This is a genomic window from Roseivivax sp., assembly GCF_054552075.1.
In genome coordinates this window covers 1-19,187 of sequence record NZ_JBTOLZ010000008.1, presented here as the reverse complement: position 1 = coordinate 19,187, position 19,187 = coordinate 1, and the positions used below count along the sequence as shown (strand labels likewise).

Here is a 19,187-nt window from a genome sequence, read left to right as displayed (position 1 = left end):
GAGAGGGATCCGGCGGGCCCGGGAGAGAGGGCCCGCCGGTGCCAGCGCTAGGGCGCGCTTAGCCCGCCATGCCTTCCAGGGTGAAGGGGGCGGTGTATTGATCGACGTTGTCCGGGGTGATCAGCACGCAGTCGAAGAGCTGCTTCTCGGTGTCGACCATCGGCTCGCCGTTCTTGATGTAGTAGTCGGCCTGCTTGACCGCCTCGGCGGAGAAGACCGCCACCGGCTGCAGCACCGAATAGGCCATCTCGCCGGCCTTGATCGCCTCGACCGCGTCGGGCGAGCCGTCGAAGCCGCCGACGGTGACATTCTCGAGCTTGCCGGCTTCCTTGAGCGCCGCGATCGCGCCCAGCGCCATCTCGTCGTTGCCCGAGATCACCGCGTCGATGTCGGGGTTGGCCTGCAGCATGGACTGCATCTTGTTGTAGCCCTGGGTGCGGTCCCAGTTGGCCACTTCCTCGGCCACCTTCTCGAGGTCGGGATACTGGCTCAGCACGGTCTCATAGCCGTTCGAGCGGGTCGCGGCGTTGTTGTCGGCGGGGTTGCCGAAGAACTCCACGTAGGTGGCGCTGTCGCCCACCGTCTGCACCCACTGCTGCGCGCCGAGCGCCGCACCCTGGGCGTTGTTCGACACCAGCTGCGCGATGGCGATGCCGCTTTCGTTGATCTCGGCGTTGACGAGGAACACCGGGATGTCGGCAGCCACGGCCTTCTTCACCGCGCCGATCGAGCCGTCGGCATTGGCGGGATCGAGGATGATCGCCTTGGCCTGGTTGGTGATCGCCGTGTCGATCAGGTTCGACTCGGTGTTGGTGTCGCCCTTGTGGGCCGAGACATTGGCCTTGTAGCCCAGTTCCTCGGCGGTGGCCTTGGCGACCTCGCCCTCGGTGAACCAGTAGGGGTTCGAGGGGTCGGTGACGATGATCGAGATCAGCCCCTGGTCCTGCGCGAAGGCGGCGCCGGAGAACAGCGGGGCCGCGGCCAGGGCGGCGCCCATCAAGATGCTCTTTCTGCGGGTAAACATGTGGTCTCACTCCCTTGGTCTTATGTGCCGGTGAGGCACGGTTGGTGCCGGGTCCCCGGCGGTGGTGAAGCTGCCGGCGGACCGGCCTCGTGGTGCGGCGCGGTGGCCGGGGGGCGGGCCTCAGGCCTTGCCCCCGGCGCGCGGCGCGCTCTTGGCGGCGGCGGGCTTCTTTTTCTTGCCGCCGCTGTACTGGATCGAGTTCAGAAGCACGGCGAGGACGATGACCGCGCCGGTGAAGACGGTCTGCCAGTAGGAAGACACGCCGATGATCACGAGCCCGTCCGAGAGGAAGCCGATCACGAAGGCCCCGAGCAGCGTGCCGCGCACGCCCCCGCGCCCGCCGGTCAGCGCCGCCCCGCCGATCACCACCGTGGCGATGGCGGTCAGCTCATAGGTGGTGCCCGCGGTCGGCCCGGCCGAGGTGAGCTGCGAGCTGAGGACCAGCCCCGCGATGGCCGCGCAGATGCCCGAGAGGACATAGACCGTGACCTGCACGCGCTTGACCGGCACGCCCGAGAGCTCGGCCGCGCGGGCGTTGCCGCCGGTCGAATAGATCCAGCGCCCCAGCGCCGAGCGGTTCAGCATCAGGCTGCAGAGGATCGCCACCAGCACCATGACGATGACGCCGATCGGCACACCCCAGAGCCGGTTGAAGCCCAGCCAGTCGAAGCCGGTGTTGCCCAGCGCGGGCTCGCCCGCGAGGTCGTTCATGGTCAGACCGTTGGTCAGAAGCAGCGCCACGCCGCGGGCCACGTAAAGAAGGCCCAGGGTGGCGACGAAGGCCGGCACCTTGAAGAAGGCGATCAGCACGCCGTTGATCAGCCCCACGAAGGCGCCCACCGCGCAGGTCAGGATCACCACGACCCAGACCGGCGGATAGAGGATCACCCCCGCCCATTCGATGGTGATGCCCTGCATCAGGAAGCCCGCGCAGACGCCCGCGAGCGCCAGGGTCGAGCCGACCGAGAGGTCGATGCCCCCGGTCAGGATCACCAGCATCATGCCGATGCCGAGGATCCCGAAGATCGCCACGTGGCTCGACATGATCAGGAAGTTGTTGGTCGAGAAATAGACCGGCGACAGGATCGAGAAGACGATGATGATCGCCACGAGCGCGAAGAAGGCGCGGCCTTCGAGCAGGGCGCGGCCGAGGCTGAAGTCCTCTCCGAAGAGGCCGCCGCGTTTCGCCGTGGATGCGGGCATGTCGGTCATGAGGGTCGTCCCCTTGCTGGTGTCTTGCCGCCGGGCCGGGCCGGGGCGCTATGGGTCATGCGGGGGTGGCTCATCGCGGCCCCGCGCCGCCGCGCAGCGCATCGGTGATCTCGCGCGCGGTGTGTTCGTCGGTGATCAGGCCCGAGAGCATCCCGCTGGCCAGGACGGCGCGGACGGCGCCAACCTTCATGCGGCCGCCGGCCACGGCGACCACCCGCGCGCGGTCGAGATCGGCGCGCGGCAGGGTCAGGATGCGTTCGGTCAGCTCGGTCTCGACCGGGCGGCCCGCGGCGTCGAAGAAATGGCCCATGGCCTCGCCGACGGCGCTGGCCTCGGCCAGGGCGGCCATCTCCTCGGGCGTGACCATGCCGGTCTTCACCAGTTCCGCCTCGGCGTCGACGCCGCCGATGCCCACCACCAGGAGGTCCGCGGCGCGGGCCTGGTCCTGGGCGGTGGCGGCCTCCTTCTGGCCCAGAAGCACCGCGCGGTCGGCGGCGGAATTGGCCATGAAGGGCACCGGCATCAGCGTGGCGGTGCCGCCGGTCGCCTCGGCCAGGCGGTTGACCACCTGGTGCGGGTTTGCCTCGGACTGGCGGGTCAGCCCGCCCATGAGCGCCTGCACCCGGACCTCGGGCGCGGAAAGCGCGGGCAGCGCCTCGGCGCAGGCCAAAAGCGTCCGTCCGTGGCTCACCCCGAGCGACAGGTCGGGTTTGCGCCCGATCTCGCCGGCCAGGAAGGCCGCGCCCGCGGCGCCCAGGGGCGCCAGCGGCAGGTCGTCCTGGTGCAGGTCGCTGACCACTTCGCAGAGGTCGAGCCCGTAGGCCTCGGCCAGGTTCTGCTCGAGGTCGACCTCGCCCGAGGCCGCCATGATCTGTTCCTTGGTGGCGTCAGGCCCGAACTCGGCGGAAATCTTGCCCTTGTGCATGACGATGATGCGATGCGCGATCGACAGGCATTCGGTCACTTCCGAGGTCGAATAGATCACCGCGAGCCCGCGCTCCGCCCCTTCCGAGAGCAGCCGGAAGACCTCGGCCTTGGCGCCGATGTCGATGCCGCGCGAAGGCTCGTCCAGCAGCACCACCTCGGGCCCGGTGGCGAGCATCTTGCCGATCACCACCTTCTGCTGGTTGCCGCCCGAGAGCGAGCCGATGGCCGCGTCGCCGCCGTCGGTCTTGATGGTCACGTCGCGGATCGCCTCGTCGACCAGCGCCTTCTCGGCGCGCTTGGAGGTGAAGAGCCCGCGGGTGAAGGCCCCGATCGAGGCCAGCGAGAGGTTCTGCCCGACGCTCATGGTCTGCACCAGCCCGTCGCGCTGGCGGTCCTCGGGGGTCAGCACCAGCCCGCGCGCGATGCGCTCGGCAATGGAGAGCCCGGCCACGTCCTGGCCGTGCAGCAGGATTCGCCCGCCCGAGGGCTTCAGCCGTCCGGCGACGCATTCCATGGTCTCGGTGCGGCCCGCGCCCATCAGCCCGTAGAGGCAGACGATCTCGCCCTTGCGGACGCTCAGCGACAGCCGGTCGACGAGGTCGTAGCCCTTGTTGCCGGGCGCCGGCACCGAGAGGTTGTCGATCTCGAGCGCGGTCTCGCCGAAGTCGTAGCCCGTGGGCGGCGCGCCCAGGTCGAAATGGTCGCCGACCATGTGCCGCACGATCCATTCCAGGTCGATCTCGGCGCGCGGGGCGAAGGCGGTCATATTGCCATCGCGCAGGACCACCGCGTGATCGGTGATCTCCAACGCCTCCTCGAGGTGGTGCGAGATGTAGACGATCGAGACGCCGCGCGCGGTCAGGTCGCGGATCACCTTGAAGAGCACCTCGACCTCCGAGGCCGAGAGCGCCGAGGTCGGCTCGTCCATGATCAGGATGCGCGAGTTGACCGAGAGCGCGCGGGCGATCTCGACCACCTGCTGCTGGCCCAGGCGCAGGTCCTCGACCGGGGTCAGCGGGTCGATGTCCTCTTCGAGCTCCTCCATCAGCGCGCGGGCCTGGCGGGCCTCCTCGGCGTAGTCGACGCCCGCCGGGCCGATGATCTCGCGGCCCATGAAGATGTTGTCGCGCACGTTCATGTTGGGCGCGAGGCTCAGCTCCTGGTGGATGATCGAGATGCCCAGGTCGCGGGCCTCGGCGGCGGAGCCGAAGCTGACCGGCTGGCCGTCCAGCACGATGTCGCCCGAGGTCGGCCGGATCACCCCCGAGAGAATCTTCATCAAGGTCGACTTGCCCGCGCCGTTCTCGCCGAAAAGCGTCGTCACCTGGCCCTTGTGGACGTCGAAGTTCACGCCCTTCAGCGCGTGCACGCTGCCATAGGACTTGGCGACGTTCTGGGCCGAGAGGACGACCGCGCCGGTCTGCGCTTCGATGGGCTCGTGACGGGTCATTCGACCGACAGCTCCACCGGCGTGACCAGCCAGTTCTTCGGGTTGATCAGCTTGAAGGCCCCGGTGACGGTGATCGTCTTGCCGGTCAGATTGGCGGTGTCGACCCCGGCCAGGACTTCCTCCTTCATGGCGTTGTTGATGGCCGCGCCGGCGTCCTGATACTCGATCTGATTGGTGAACTGGCCGAACTCGATGTCGCCGGTGGCGTCGCGCAGCTCGGTGCCGTTGATCGCCGGGCCGGTCTGGACGCGGATGCCCATGCCCTCGGGCAGGCCCTCGACGTCGACGGTGTAGATGCCCGACTTGGCCTCGCCCGCGACGCCGGTGAAGGTGACCGGGACGACCGGGCCGAAGCCCTCGCCGACGCCGAACTCCTGGCCCGCGGCGGTGGAATCCTCGGCGACCGCGGCGGCCAGCTCGGGGGCCGGGACGGCGCGCTCGAGGATGCTGTCGCGGATGCGCGGGAACTGCGCCTGGCCGTAGCTGGCCGGGTCGAAGACCTCGTCCTGCACGTCTTCCTCGGAGCCGATCACCACCACCTTGGTGTCGAGCGCCATGGCGGCGAGGATCGCCACCAGCGCGGCGCCGCCGAGCAGCGTCTTGAGGGAGAGGCGGGCCGCGCCGGGGCGGCCGGGATCGGCGGGAGTGCTCATGGCTCGGACCTTTCCTCCGTCGGTCGAGGCGCGGCAGCCCGGGACAGGCCGGACCGGCGCGGGAAATCTGTTGTCAGGGGGTCTTGGCCGGCGCGGCCCCTGTCGGGTGTCCGCGCGTCCTGGCGTCTATGCGGGACGCCGCCGCCTCCTCCCCCGGACCCGTGGTGCCGCGCCCTCCTCGCGCCGGCATCAGGGCCCCAGACCGGGGTTTCGGAGGGGATGCGCCCCACCTCGGCCCGCGACCTTGTGAGATAACAATGTTAAATTCACGGCGGCCTGTCAATTGATTCTTGTGATCGGCGGGACGGGCTGGTGTGAAGAAGATGAGGTCGCGCGGCTTTATGAGGGCTGCTGAAGGGCCGGACAAAGAGGGCTTGGCGGACAGGAATCCGGCACTCAAGACTCTCCGTAACCATTGTTTTTATAAGTTTTTAAGGACGCCCCAAAGGTTCGAGCCACCCGCCCCACCCCACACACCGCCACACCAGCACATCCCCTGAGACCACCCACAAAAGAATCCGCCCCAAGCGTTAGCCCACCTGAGAACATCACACCGATTATGTGATTTTCTTGACCGCTCCGCCCGCATGAAGTATTTTTCGTAACATGAAATTTCTTGCGACTCACCCAACCGAGTCGCCGGGCCACCACCCAGGGAGAGCCGCATGGGCGCAGAGGGACGACAGCCGGGACAGCGCAGCGCCGCCGAGCAGAGCCTCGCCGTGCGCGCCGCCTGGCTGCATCACGCCGGCGGGCTGACCCAGGCCGAGGTCGCCGCAAGGCTCGGGGTCTCGGCGGTCAAGGCGCATCGCCTCGTGCAGCTCGCCAACCAGATCGGCGCGGTGCGCGTCTCGGTCGAGGGCGACGTGGTCGAATGCCTCGAGCTCGAGGCCCAGCTTTCCGCCCGCCACGGGCTCACCGACTGCCGCGTGGTCCCGGACCTCGGCGAGGAGGGCCTGCCGCTGCGCGCGCTCGGCCCCGCCGGGGCGCAGCTTCTCGAACGGGCCGTGCATGATCCCGCGGTCGGGCTGATCGGGCTCGGCCACGGGCGCACCCTGGCCGCCGCCATCGCCGCCCTGCCCCGGCTCGAGGCGCGCGACACGCGCTTCGTCTCGCTTCTGGGCGGGCTGACCCGGAACTACGCCGCCAACCCGCATGACGTGATGCACCAGCTGTCCGCAAAGACCCGGGCCGAAGCCTATGTCATGCCGGTGCCCTTCTTCGCCAATACCCCCGCCGACCGCGAGGTTCTCATGGCGCAGCACGGCGTCGCCGAGGTGGCGGCGCTGGCGCGGCAGGCGGCGCTGTATCTCGTGGGCATCGGCACGGTCCGGGCCGACACCCAGCTTGTCGCCTCGCGCATGGTCGCCCCCGAAGAGATCCACGCCGTCGCCGCGCGCGGCGGCTGCGGCGAGATGCTGGGGCATTTCTTCGACGCGACGGGCGCGGTGGTCGAGACCCCGCTCAGCGCCCGCACCGTGGCGCCGCCGCTCTCCGAGCTGGGCGGCCGCCGCGTGGTCGCCATCGCCGGCGGGCCGGACAAGACCGAGGCCATCGCCGCGGTCCTGAAAAGCGGCCATCTGAGCGGGCTGATCACCGACGAGGCCAGCGCCCGCGCGCTTCTGGCCCGCGACGCGGCCTGAGGGGCCGCCAGGAGGAGGAGCACGACGTGGCAGAGAGGGATCTTCTGATCGGGCTCGACGCCGGAACCTCGGTGGTCAAGGCGGTGGCCTTCGACCTCGGGGGCAGCCAGGTGGCCGATGCCTCGGTCCTGAACCACTACCGCAGCGGCGCCGACGGCGCGGCGGTGCAATCGCTCGACCAGACCTGGGCCGACGCGAGCGCCGCGCTGCGCCGCCTGGGCGAGGCGGTGCCCGACCTGGCCCGCCGCTGCGCCGCCTTGGCGGTCACGGCCCAGGGCGACGGCACCTGGCTTGTCGATGCCGACAACCACCCCGTCGATGACGCCTGGCTCTGGCTCGACGCCCGCGCCGCCCCGACCGTGCGGCGGCTGGCCTCGGGCGCAGCGGACCGCGCGCGCTTCGAGGCGACGGGCACAGGGCTCAACACCTGCCAGCAGGGCGCGCAGATGGCGCATATGGACGCTTTTCACCCCGCGCTTCTGGACCGCGCCGAGGTGGCGCTGCACTGCAAGGACTGGCTCTATCTCAACCTCACCGGGGTGCGGGCGACCGATCCCTCCGAGGCCAGCTTCACCTTCGGCAACTTCCGCAGCCGGACCTATGACGACACGGTCATCGCGGCGCTGGGTCTCGGGCATCGGCGGCACCTCCTGCCGGAGATCCTCGACGGGACCGAGGTGACGCATCCGCTGACCGAGGACGCCGCCCGCGAGACCGGGCTGCTGCCCGGCACGCCGGTCAGCCTGGGCTATGTCGACATGATGATGACCGCGCTCGGCGCGGGCGTGCACACCGGCGACGCGGGCGCGGCCTGTTCGACCATCGGCTCGACCGGGGTGCACATGCGCGCGGTCACCGCCGAGGAAGTGCATCTGAACGCCGAGGGCACCGGCTACGTGATCTGCGCGCCGGTGCCGGGGCTGGTCACCCAGGTGCAGACCAACATGGCCGCCGCGCTCAACATCGACTGGGCGCTGCGCGTCGCCGCCGACCTGATGAGCGAGACCGGCCACCCGCATGACTACGCCGACCTCGTGGGCCGGATCGACGGCTGGATGGCCCGCGCCCAGCCCGGGGCGCTGATCTACCACCCCTATATCTCCGAGGCCGGGGAACGCGGCCCCTTCGTCAACGCCGAGGCGCGGGCGGGCTTCATCGGGCTCTCGGCGCATCACCGCTTCGCGGACATGATGCGCGGCGTGGTCGAGGGGCTCGGGCTCGCGGCGCGGGACTGCTATTCCGCCATGGGCGGCATGCCGCGCGAGCTGCGCCTGACCGGCGGGGCCGCGCGTTCGGCGGCGCTGCGCGGGGTGCTGGCGGCGGCAACCGAGGCGCCGGTGCGGGTCTCGGCCCGCGAAGAGGCCGGGGCCGCGGGCGCCGCGATGATGGCCGCCGTGGCGATCGGCGCCTATCCCGACATGGACGCCTGCATCGCCCGCTGGGTGACGCCGCTTCTCGGCGCGCCCGAGGCGCCAGACCCTGAATTGGTCGAGACCTACCGCGGCATCTTCCCCGCCTATGTCGCCGCGCGCGAGACCCTGCCGCCGGTCTGGGACCGGCTGGCCGAGGCCCGCGCCGGCGCGGCTGCCCCGGCCCGGGACGAAGCCACTGACATGACGCTCGACGCGACCGCGCGGGCCACCTGACCGGAGTGAGACCATGACCCAATCCCAAGACGTCGACCTGTTCGTCATCGGCGGCGGCATCAACGGCGCGGGCATCGCCCGGGACGCCGCGGGCCGCGGCCTGAGCGTGGTGCTCTGCGAGAAGGACGACCTGGCCGAGGGCACCTCCTCGCGGTCCGGCAAGCTGGTGCACGGCGGGCTGCGCTACCTCGAATATTACGAGTTCCGGCTGGTGCGCGAGGCGCTGATCGAACGCGAGGTGCTGATGAACGCCGCGCCGCATATCATCTGGCCCCTGCGCTTCGTGCTGCCGCATTCGCCCGACGACCGCCCGGCCTGGCTGGTGCGGCTGGGGCTGTTTCTCTACGACCACCTGGGCGGGCGGCAGAAGCTGCCCGGCACCCGCACGCTGAACCTGCGCCGCGACCCCGAGGGGGCGCCGATCCTCGACCGCTACACACGCGGGTTCGAATATTCCGACTGCTGGGTCGACGACGCCCGGCTGGTGGTGCTGAACGCGGTCGATGCCGCCGAGCGCGGCGCGACGGTGCTGACCCGCAGCCCCTGCGTCTCGGCCCGCCGCGAGGACGGCGCCTGGACCTGCGTGACCCGCGACAGCCTGACCGGAGAGGAGCGCAGCTACCGCGCCCGCGTGGTGGTTAATGCCGCCGGCCCCTGGGTCTCGGACGTGATCCAGCGGGTCGCGGGGGCGAACTCCAGCCGCAACGTCCGGCTGGTGAAGGGCAGCCACATCATCGTGCCGAAGTTCTGGGAGGGGCCGAACTCCTACCTGGTGCAGAACCACGACAAGCGGGTGATCTTCATCAACCCCTACGAGGGCGACAAGGCGCTGATCGGCACCACCGACGTGCCCTACGAGGGCGACGCCGCCGACCCCGAGATCTCCGACGACGAGATCGACTATCTGCTCGCCGCGGTGAACCGCTACTTCAAGGAGAAGCTGCGCCGCGAGGACATCCTCGAGACCTTCTCGGGGGTGCGGGCGCTCTTCGACGACGGCCAGGGCAACCCCTCGGCGGTGACCCGCGACTATGTCTTCGACCTCGAGGAGCGCGACGGCGCGCCGCTGCTGAACGTCTTCGGCGGCAAGATCACCACCTTCCGCGAGCTCTCCGAGCACGGGCTGCAGAAGCTCGCCCATGTCTTCCCGAAGATGGGCGGCGACTGGACCCATGACGCCCCCCTTCCCGGCGGCGACATGGCAGGCGCGGACTACGATCTCTTCCGCGAGCGGCTGAAGGCCGACTACCCCTGGATGCCGCGCGAGCTGCGCCAGCACTACGGGCGGCTCTACGGCACGCGCACGGCGTTGATCGCGGGCGGCGCGACCGGGCTCGAGGGGCTCGGCCGGCATTTCGGCGGCCAGCTCTACGAGGCCGAGGCGCGCTATCTCATGGCGCATGAATGGGCCCGGCGGCCCGAGGACGTGCTCTGGCGCCGGACCAAGCATCGGCTTGACCTGAGCGCCGCGGAACAGGCCGCCTTCGCCGATTGGTTCGCGGCCCAGGCGCAGGAGGCCGCCTGATGCCGCTGACGCTTTCGCTCAACACCAACCCGCTGGTGAACCGTTTCGCCGAGCCCGCCGACCTGATCGAGACCACCGCGCGCGATCTGCGGCTGCGCGACCTGCAGCTTACCCATGAGTTCATCAATCCCTCCTGGCCGGCCGCGACCCTGCGCCGGCTGACCCGCGAGATGGACCGCGCCTGCCAGCGCACCGGCGTGCAGGTGACCTCGGGGATGACCGGGCCCTACGGGCGGCTCAACCACTTCGGCCATCCCGACCCGGAGGTGCGGCGCTACTACGTCGAGTGGTTCAAGACCTTCGCCGACATCATCGGCGATCTCGGCGGGGCCTCGGTCGGCACGCAGTTCGCGATCTTCACCTTCCGCGACTACGACGATCCGGCGCGGCGCGAGGAGCTGATCCGCATCGCCATCGACTGCTGGGCCGAGGTGGCCGACCACGCGCAGTCGGCGGGCCTGGAGTATGTCTTCTGGGAGCCTATGAGCGTCGGCCGCGAGTTCGGCGAGACCATCGAGAGCTGCCTGGCGCTGCAGGACCGTCTGAGCGCCGCCAAGATGGCCGTGCCGATGAGGATGATGGCCGACATCGACCACGGCGACGTGACGAGCGCCAATCCCGCCGATTACGACCCCTACGCCTGGGCGCGGGCGGTGCCCAAGGTCTCGCCGATCATCCACATCAAGCAGTCGCTGATGGACAAGGGCGGGCACCGGCCCTTCACCGCGGAGTTCAATGCCAAGGGCGCGATCCAGCCCGCGCCGCTGCTCGAAGCCTTCGCCGAGGGTGGGGCCGAGGACAACGAGATCTGCCTGGAGCTCTCCTTCAAGGAGCGCGAGCCCAACGACCGCGAGGTGATCCCGCAGATCGCCGAAAGCGTGGCCTTCTGGGCGCCGCATATCGACAGCGGGGCGGGGGATTTGAAGGTGTGAGGGGGTTGGGGGGTGAGGGCTTCCGGTGGGTGGCCCTCGCACCCCGGGCAGCACCTGAAGCGTTGTGCGCTAATCCTAGACGCCGGGCGCCATTGGAGAGCGGCGAGCCCAGCCTCTGCACGCGCCCTGTCACACTGACCTTCACACGATAGCGCTCCGGTGCAGCCAGCCCCCCCTTATTACGCCCGAACAGCATCGAAGATGCTGGGCGCGCTTGCTGCGAGGTCAGTGGGCTCGGCTTCTACCAGGGCGAATTATTACCGGCATCGGCAGCCAAGCACCTCCGCGCAGCCAGCGCCTCTTGCGCCCGAATAGCACCGAAGGTGCCGGGCGCGCGCCGGACCGGCCCCTTGGGCCGGCGCTCCTTGGGATGGCGTGCTTAGATCGCCCCTAGCCCTGACATTGCTGGGATAAAGCGCTTCGCTCGGAGTTCGGAAGCGCCCGCCCCCGGTCCGGTGCGCGCCCTCTGTTGCGCTGGTTGTGAGGGTAGAGGGTCTCGAGTGGCGAGGGGGACGCGTCGAACAGCCGGGGGCTCGGTGCCACCGGGACGTGACCGGCCCAGCGCAACCAAACGGAACCGTTCGTCGGGCCGGTCAATAGCGCTCGCCTATCAGTCGGCGCGCGCGCATCGGCACGCGCCTGTCGGCGTCGGTCCGCGCCCGCTCACGTCGGGCCGCACCCATCCACTCCTGTCATCTTCCGCTCGCGCCAGCCCGCTCCCACGCCCCCAAACAAGAAAACCGGGCGGCGGACCGCCCGGCTCTCGACCGTTCGGAGGGCCCGGCCGGAGGGCGCACCCGCCGCCCGGCCGGGGACCGATCAGAACGGGCTGTCGGGGTAGTAGAAGTCTTCCGCGTTCTCCTCGGTGATCAGCACCGAGCCGATGGTGAAGGCGCCCGAGACCGGCGCGTTGGAGACCATGCCGACCGCGGTCATCTCGATCGCCGTGGCGATCATCGCGGGCGGATAGGTGACATTGGCGGGGATCATCTCGTCACCCTCCATCACCCGCTGGACCATCTCCTTCATGCCCGCACCGCCCAGGACGAACTGCACGTCCTCGCGGCCCGCCGCCTCGATCGCGGCCAGGACGCCCACGGCCATGTCGTCATCCGAGGCCCAGACCGCGTCGATCTGCTCGTGCTTCTGCAGGAAGTCCTGCATCACGTTGAAGCTGTCGTCGCGGTTCCAGTTGCCGTGCTCCATGTCGATGATATTGATGCCGGAGCCCTCGATCGCAGCCTCGAAGCCCGCCACGCGCTCGTTGTCGATGGTGGTGGGGATGCCGCGCAGCACGACGATGTCGCCGCCCTCGGGCATCTTCTCGGCCATGTATTCGCCCGCGACGCGGCCGAAGCCGGGGTTGTCGCCGGCGACGTAAAGATCCTCGACCCCTTCGACCGAAAGACCGCGGTCGACCACCGTGACCCAGGTGCCATTGGCCGCCACCGACTGGATCGGCGGGGTGAGCGGGTCGCTCTCGAAGGGCAGGACCACCAGCGCGTCGATGTCGCGGGTGGCGACCATGTCCTCGATGTCGTTGACCTGGGCGCCCGCGTCCGAGGCCGCCGCCAGCACGAAGTCGAGCTGCGGATAGGCCTCCTCGAGACGCTTCACCGTCTCCTGGGCGTGGAAGTTCATGCCCCCGGCCCAGCCGTGGGTCGCAGCCGGGATCGACACGCCGATCACAGTGGTGTCGTCCTGCGCCCAGGCCGGGCCCGCGAGCGCCAGCGCCGTGCATCCGGCGAGAACCGTCTTCATGTAGCTCATGTGGTTTCCTCCCTTTGGATCGGCCGGGGCTCAGCCCTTGGCCTTGGCTTCCCGCTGCAGAATGACCGCGAGAATGATGATGACCCCCTGGATGGCGCCGTTCAGATAAGGCGACACGAGGTCGGTCAGATTCAGGATGTTGTCGATCAGGCTCAGGATCAGCACGCCGATCACCGTGCCCCAGACCCGGCCGAAGCCGCCCTTGAGCACCGTGCCGCCGATGATCACCGCGGCGATGGCCTCGAGCTCCCACAGAAGCCCGGTCGAGGCCGAGGCCGAACCCAGGCGCGGCACATACATGATGGTCGCGATGCCCACGAGCAGGCCCAGCATGGCGTAGGTCAGAAGCCGCGTGCGGTTCACGTCGACGTTGGAATAATGCGCCACATCGGCGTTGGAGCCGGTGGCCGCGCAATGCCGTCCGAAGCGCGCGCGGCTCATCAGGAGCTCGCCCAGGATCACCACCAGCGCGAAGACGATGATCGGCCAGGAGATGCCCAGGATGCCCTCGAAGTAGACCGGCCGGTAGAAGGTGCGCAGCCCGAAATCGAGGCTCAGCGTGCCGCCGTCGGCAAGCCAGGTCACCAGGCTGCGGTAGATGCCCATGGTGCCGAGCGTGACGATGAAGGCCTCGATCCCGACGGTGGTGATGAGAAAGCCGTTCAGAAGCCCCGCCGCGATGCCCGCGACGATGGCGACCGCCATGCCGAGCAGGATGATCGGCACGCCCACCCCCAGGGTCGGCAGCGCGGCGTTCATCACCAGGATCATCAGCCCCGCGATGAAGGCCGCCATGGAGCCGACCGATAGGTCGAGCCCGCCTGCGGTGATCACGAAGGTCATGCCGACCGCGATGATGCCGATGAAGGCCGAGCGCGCGAGCACATTGGTGATATTCGCCGCGCCCAGGAAGTTCGAGTTCAGCGCCGCGCCGATGGCGATCAGCACGATCAGCGCCAGGATCGGGCCCAGGACGCTCATCGAGGGCAGTGTCCAGCGCGGCGCGCTATTGGTGGTTTCCGTGGTCATCAGGCGACCCTCCCTGTCTCCTCGGCCCCGAGCCCCATGGCCAGGCGCACGATCGCATCCTCGGTGATCCGGTCCCCGGACAGCTCGCCCGCGACCCGGCCGGTGCGCATCACCAGCACCCGGTCGGCCAGGCCGATGACCTCCTGCATCTCGGAGGAGATCATCACCACGCCGTGGCCCCGCGCCGCGAAGGCGCGCAGGAAGGCGTAGATCTGCTGCTTGGTGCCGATGTCGATGCCGCGCGTCGGCTCGTCGACGATCAGGATGCGCGGCTCAGACTGCATGATCTTGGCCAGCAGGAGCTTCTGCTGGTTGCCGCCGGACAGGTTGCCCACGGCCATGTCGCGGCGCCCGGCCCGGATGTCGAACTCGGAGATCGCGCCGTCGAGCGCGCGCTCCTCGGCGGCGCGGTCGATGATCAACCCGCCGAAGCGCGCCAGCGCCTGCAGCGTCAGGTTCACCCGCATGGTCTTTTCCAGCAGGAGCCCGCGCAGCTTGCGGTCCTCGGTCAGGTAGCAGAGCCCGCGCGCCAGGGCGTCGGCGGGCCGGGTGATCGTCACGGTCTCGCCTTCGACGGTGATCTCCTCGGCGCGGGCGGGGCGCAGCCCGCAGAGCCCCTCCATGGCCTCGGTCCGGCCCGAGCCGATCAGCCCGGCGACGCCCAGGATCTCGCCGTGGCGCAGCTCGAAGCCGACGCCCTCGGCATGGCCGGGCACATCGAGGCCCGCGACCCGCAGCATGACCGCGCCGGGCTGTCCGTCCTTCTCGGGGTAGAGGTCCGAGACGTCGCGCCCGACCATGGCGGTGGCCATGGCGTCCTCGCTGATCGCCTCGGCGCGGGTGTCGCGCACCACCGCGCCGTCGCGCAGCACGGTGACGTGATCGGCGATCTCGGAGACCTCCCCCAGCTTGTGCGAGGTGAAGAGCACCGCCGTGCCCGCCTCGGTCATGGCGCGGACCTGCTGGAACAGGATCTCGGTCTCGGCGCCGGTCAGGACGGCGGTCGGCTCGTCCATGATCAGCACCCGCGCGTCGCGGCTGAGCGCCTTGGCGATCTCGACCATCTGCTTGTCGGAATTGGAAAGCTGCGCCACCCGCGTGTCGGGATGGGCGCGGCACATCACCCGGTCGAGGTATTGCCGCGTCAGGGCCCGCATCCGCGCCTTGTCGAGGAAGGGACCGCGCCGCAGCTCGCGGCCGAGGAAGATGTTCTGCTCCACGGTGAGCTGTTCGGCGAGGTTGAACTCCTGGTGGATCATCACGATCCCCGCCTCCTCGCCGTCGTGCAGCGAGCCGAAACTGACCTCTTGCCCGTCGAGCAGAATGCGCCCGGCGCTGGCGGGCTGGTAGCCCGCGAGGATCTTCATGGTGGTCGACTTGCCCGCCCCGTTCTCGCCGATCAGCGCCAGAACCTCGCCGGCGCGCAGGTCGAGGTCGACGCCATGCAGCACCTCGACCGGGCCGAAGCTCTTGCGCACCTCGCGGAGGCTCAGGACGGGCTCGCCGGTCATAGCGCCACCCAGCCCGCGTCCTCGCGCGCCGAGGCGACGCAGGCGCGGATGAAGGCCATGCCCTCCTGCCCGGCGGCGAGGCCCGGCAGCTTGCCCATGACCTCGGCGCGGGGGGCGCCGTCCTGGACCGCGCGGATCGCCCCGGCGGCCTCGGTGTAGAGGTTGGCGAAAGCCTCGAGGTAGCCCTCGGGATGGCCGGGCGGGATGCGGCTGACCGCGACCCCGGCGTCATGGGCGCCCGCGCCGTTGCGGGTGATGCGGCGGCTCGGTTCGCCATGCGGGGTGAACCAGAGGTGGTTGGGGTTCTCCTGCCCCCATTCGAGCCCGCCCGCATCGCCGAAGAGCCGCAGCCGCAGCCCGTTCTCGCAGCCCGGCGCGACCTGGCTGCACCAGAGCATCCCCCGCGCGCCGCTGGCGTAGCGCAGCATCACATGGGCGTTGTCGTCGAGCTGCCGCCCGGCGCCGAAGCTCTGCAGGTCGGCGGCGAGCCGCTCGGGCCGTTCGCCGGTCACGAAGGCGGCGAGGTTGTAGGCATGGGTGCCGATGTCGCCGATCGCGCCGCCCGCGCCCGAGCGCGCCGGATCGGTGCGCCATTCGGCCTGTTTGACGCCCTCGGTCTCGACCGCGCCGGTCATCCAGTCCTGCGGGTATTCCACCTGCACCACGCGCAGCCGCCCCAGCGCGCCCTCGGCGACCATGGCCTGGGCCTGCCGGACCATCGGGTAGCCGGTGTAATTATGGGTCAGGATGAAAAGCGCGGGGCTGTCCGCCACCGCCTCGGCCATGGCCTCGGCATCCTCGAAGGTGGCGGTCAGGGGCTTGTCGCAGATGACGTGGATGCCGCGTTCGAGAAAGGGTTTCGCCGCGGCGAAATGCAGGTGGTTCGGGGTAACGATGGCCACCGCCTCGATGCCGTCGGGACGGGCGGCCTCGGCCTCGGCCATCTCCTCGAAACTGCCGTAGCTGCGCCCCGGGTCGAGACCCAGCGCCTTGCCGCTGGCGCGCGCCTTCTCGGGCGTGGAGCTGAGCGCCCCCGCCACCAGGGTGTAATGCCCGTCGATGCGGCTTGCGATGCGGTGCACGCCGCCGATGAATGCGTCGGCGCCGCCGCCGACCATACCCAGTCGGATCGGTGTCATCGGTCCAGTCCCAGAAGCTTGCGGTTGGTCTCGGCGTCGACCTCGCCGCCGGCGAAATCGTCGAAGGCATGCGGGGTCACGCGGATGATCTGGTCGCGCACGAAGGCGGCCCCTTCGCGGGCGCCGTCCTCGGGGTGCTTGAGGCAGCATTCCCATTCCACGACCGCCCAGCCGTCGAAATCATTGGCCGCCATCTTCGAGAAGACCGCCCCGAAATCGACCTGCCCGTCGCCCGGAGAGCGGAAGCGCCCGGCACGGTTCACCCAAGACTGGTAGCCGCCGTAGACCCCCTGCCGCCCGGTCGGATTGAACTCCGCATCCTTGACGTGGAACATCTTGATGCGCTCGGCATAGATGTCGATGTTGTCGAGGTAATCGAGGCACTGCAGCACGTAGTGCGAAGGGTCGTAGAGCATGTTGCAGCGCGCGTGCCCGTCGAGCTTCTCGAGGAACATCTCGAAGCTGATGCCGTCGTGCAGGTCCTCCATCGGGTGGATCTCGTAGCAGAGGTCGACGCCGCAGTCCTCGGCGTGGTCGAGGATCGGCCGCCAGCGCGCGGCGAGCTCGTCGAAGGCGGTCTCGACCAGGCCCTCGGGGCGCTGCGGGAAGGGATAGACGAAGGGCCAGGCGAGCCCGCCCGAAAAGGTCACATGCTGGCCGATGCCCAGCGCCTTCGAGGCGGTGAGCGCCTTTTTCACCCGGTCGACCGCCCAGTCGGTGCGTGCCTTGGGCTTACCCTGCACTTCCGGGGCGGCGAAGCCGTCGACCCAGGCGTCATAGGCGGGATGCACGGCGACGAGCTGGCCGAGGATATGGCTCGAGAGGTCGCTGACCTCGACGCCATTGGCCCGCGCGGTGCCGATCCACTCGTCGCGGTAGTCCTGCGACACCGCCAGTTGGTCGAGGTCGACCAGCCGGCTGTCCCAGACCGGAACCTGCACGCCGGCATAGCCGCAATCGGCCGCCCAGCGGGTGATGCCGTCCCAGGAATTGAACGGGGCCGCATCCCCGGCGAATTGCGCCAGGAACAGGCCGGGGCCCTTGATGGTCTTCATATGTCCTCCCTTTGCCGGGCCGGCCCCGCTCCTCCGGGGTGGTCGACTCGGCGTTATGTAATCGATTACATCACCCCTGAGGCTTGCAGGCAAGCCCCCGCTTCGCCTTAACCGCCGAAAAACCCGGAGACCCCATGGCCCCGAAAACCCGCATCGCCGATGTCGCCGCCGCCGCGGGCGTCTCCACCGCCACGGTGAGCCGCGCGCTCTCGGCGCCCGGGGTGGTGGGGCCCGAGACCCTGAAGAAGGTCATGGCCGCGGTCGAGGCCACCGGCTACCGGGTCAATGCCGCCGCGCGCGACCTGCGGCGGCAGCGGGCGCGCTCGATCCTGGTGCTGGCGCCGAACCTCGCCAATACCTTCTTCAGCCGCATCATCGCCGCGATCCAGGAGGTCGCGGGCCAGGCCGGGCTGGCGGTGCAGATCTCCGACAGCCGCGCCGGCCCCGAGGTGCTGCAGAGCCTTGGCCATGACGGCCGTGCCGACGGGATCATCCTGCTCGACGGGGCGCTGCCGCCCGAGATGGTGCGCGGCTGGCGGCTGCCGGTGGTGCAGCTTTGCGAATGGAACGACGCCTATGAGCTGCCCGCGCTCGGCATCGACAATGCCGCCGCGGCGGGGCTGGCGGTGACGCATCTGGCCGACCTCGGCCATGGCGCGATCCTGCATGTGGCGGGCCCGCCCGAGAACGTGTTGAGCCGCACCCGCGAGGCGGGTTTTCTTGCCGCCGCCCGGGCGCGCGGCGTCGCGGCGCGGGTGCTGCCCGGCGATTTCACCATGGCCTCGGGTGCCCAGGCGGCGCGCGACTGGCAGGCCATGGCGGACCGCCCGAGCGCGGTTTTCACCGCCTCCGACGAATGCGCCTTCGGCTTCATCTCCGAATGCGCCCGGATGGGCATCGCGGTGCCAGGCGAGGTCAGCGTGATGGGCTTCGACGACGTGGAGTTCGCGGGCCATTTCATCCCGCCGCTGACGACGATCCACCAGCCCCGCGCCAAGCTCGGCCGCGCCGCGGCGGAGCGGCTGGTGGCGGCGCTCGAGGAGGGGGTGCCGCTTGGGTCCGGGCACGAGACCATCGCGCCGCACCTGGTGGTGCGCGGGACGACGGCGGCGGCGGGGTGAGTGAGGTGGGGGTTTGGGTGGGGGGATTGCTGGGACGCTTCGCTGGGGACTGGGTGTGAGCTCATGGTGATTGGTAGGGGGCAGTTTGAGACCTGGAGCCAAGCTGACTCTCCGCCCTCCTCCCTGAAAGGGGGCGCCCTAAGCCGCTCAAGCCCGCAAACCCCTCAAACGCTTCTCCCGGCGCATAAGCCTGCCCCCCCCTCACAACCAGCCCACCAGAGGGCGCGCACCGGACCGGGGGCCGGCGCTGCCGACCTCTGAGCTGCGCGCTTTATCCCAACAAGGCCAGGACTAAAGACGAACTAAGCTCGCCACCCCAAGGAGCGCCGGCCCATCGGGCCGGTCCGGCGCACGCCCGGCCTCTTCGATGCTATTCGGGCGCCAGGGGCGCTGGCGGCACCGGGGTGCTTGAGTGCAGACGCCGGTTCAAATACATCCACTGGGAAGCCGACCCTCCACCCTAGCAACAAGAACATCAGAGGGCGCGCTCCAGACCGGGGGCCGGCGCTGCTGCCCTCCGAGCTGCGCACTTTATCCCGACAAGGTCAGG

The 19,187-nt window shown here is 69.8% G+C and carries 14 protein-coding genes; 5 read left to right on the top strand and 9 right to left on the bottom strand.

What is annotated here, in order from left to right:
* Positions 1–58: 58 nt before the first annotated feature.
* From ACX938_RS08375 to ACX938_RS08360, 4 genes are all read right to left on the bottom strand, one after another.
* Entirely contained in the window at positions 59–997 is a 939-nt protein-coding gene (locus tag ACX938_RS08375) for a substrate-binding domain-containing protein (protein ID WP_459430707.1), read from the bottom strand.
* Positions 998–1,144: 147 nt separating this feature from the next.
* A complete protein-coding gene (locus tag ACX938_RS08370; protein WP_459430706.1) occupies positions 1,145–2,236 on the bottom strand; it encodes an ABC transporter permease in 1,092 nt (363 codons plus the stop codon).
* Between the two features lie 70 nt (positions 2,237–2,306).
* Positions 2,307–4,613, bottom strand: coding sequence for a sugar-binding domain-containing protein (locus ACX938_RS08365; RefSeq protein WP_459430705.1), 2,307 nt, complete (start codon positions 4,611–4,613; stop codon positions 2,307–2,309).
* Entirely contained in the window at positions 4,610–5,266 is a 657-nt protein-coding gene (locus ACX938_RS08360; RefSeq protein WP_459430704.1) for a DUF2291 family protein, read from the bottom strand. Before ACX938_RS08360 ends, ACX938_RS08365 begins: the two co-directional genes overlap by 4 nt.
* A 665-nt stretch (positions 5,267–5,931) precedes the next feature.
* On the opposite strand from ACX938_RS08360, the gene ACX938_RS08355 reads away from it, so the two are divergent.
* Genes ACX938_RS08355 through ACX938_RS08340 form a run of 4 tightly spaced genes read left to right on the top strand, consistent with a single transcriptional unit; the run spans position 5,932 to position 11,012 of the window.
* On the top strand, positions 5,932–6,909 hold the full coding sequence (locus ACX938_RS08355) for a sugar-binding transcriptional regulator (RefSeq protein ID WP_459430703.1): 978 nt from the start codon (positions 5,932–5,934) through the stop codon (positions 6,907–6,909).
* Between the two features lie 26 nt (positions 6,910–6,935).
* On the top strand, positions 6,936–8,555 hold the full coding sequence (locus ACX938_RS08350) for an FGGY family carbohydrate kinase (RefSeq protein ID WP_459430702.1): 1,620 nt from the start codon (positions 6,936–6,938) through the stop codon (positions 8,553–8,555).
* A 13-nt stretch (positions 8,556–8,568) separates the two neighbouring features.
* A complete protein-coding gene (locus tag ACX938_RS08345) occupies positions 8,569–10,080 on the top strand; it encodes a glycerol-3-phosphate dehydrogenase (protein ID WP_459430701.1) in 1,512 nt (503 codons plus the stop codon).
* Positions 10,080–11,012 carry a TIM barrel protein gene (locus ACX938_RS08340; protein ID WP_459430700.1) on the top strand — a complete coding sequence of 311 codons (933 nt, stop codon included), beginning with the start codon at positions 10,080–10,082 and terminating at the stop codon, positions 11,010–11,012. Before ACX938_RS08345 ends, ACX938_RS08340 begins: the two co-directional genes overlap by 1 nt.
* Positions 11,013–11,831: 819 nt before the next feature.
* On the opposite strand, the gene ACX938_RS08335 is transcribed toward ACX938_RS08340, so the two are convergent.
* The 5 genes from ACX938_RS08335 to ACX938_RS08315 are packed head-to-tail and all read right to left on the bottom strand — an operon-like array spanning position 11,832 to position 17,516.
* Positions 11,832–12,773, bottom strand: a complete 942-nt coding sequence (locus tag ACX938_RS08335) for an ABC transporter substrate-binding protein (RefSeq protein ID WP_459430784.1) — start codon at positions 12,771–12,773, stop codon at positions 11,832–11,834.
* 39 nt (positions 12,774–12,812) lie between these two features.
* Positions 12,813–13,811: an ABC transporter permease gene (locus ACX938_RS08330; RefSeq protein ID WP_232754036.1), complete on the bottom strand. Its 999-nt coding sequence runs from the start codon at positions 13,809–13,811 to the stop codon at positions 12,813–12,815.
* On the bottom strand, positions 13,811–15,322 hold the full coding sequence (locus ACX938_RS08325) for a sugar ABC transporter ATP-binding protein (protein ID WP_459430699.1): 1,512 nt from the start codon (positions 15,320–15,322) through the stop codon (positions 13,811–13,813). The genes ACX938_RS08330 and ACX938_RS08325 overlap by 1 nt, the downstream gene beginning before the upstream one ends.
* On the bottom strand, positions 15,319–16,461 hold the full coding sequence (locus ACX938_RS08320) for a Gfo/Idh/MocA family protein (RefSeq protein WP_459430698.1): 1,143 nt from the start codon (positions 16,459–16,461) through the stop codon (positions 15,319–15,321). Before ACX938_RS08320 ends, ACX938_RS08325 begins: the two co-directional genes overlap by 4 nt.
* On the bottom strand, positions 16,458–17,516 hold the full coding sequence (locus ACX938_RS08315; protein WP_459430697.1) for a sugar phosphate isomerase/epimerase family protein: 1,059 nt from the start codon (positions 17,514–17,516) through the stop codon (positions 16,458–16,460). The genes ACX938_RS08320 and ACX938_RS08315 overlap by 4 nt, the downstream gene beginning before the upstream one ends.
* A 134-nt stretch (positions 17,517–17,650) precedes the next feature.
* Between ACX938_RS08315 and ACX938_RS08310 the strand changes: the two genes are divergently transcribed.
* Entirely contained in the window at positions 17,651–18,637 is a 987-nt protein-coding gene (locus tag ACX938_RS08310) for a LacI family DNA-binding transcriptional regulator (RefSeq protein ID WP_459430696.1), read from the top strand.
* The last annotated feature ends 550 nt before the right edge of the window (positions 18,638–19,187 follow it).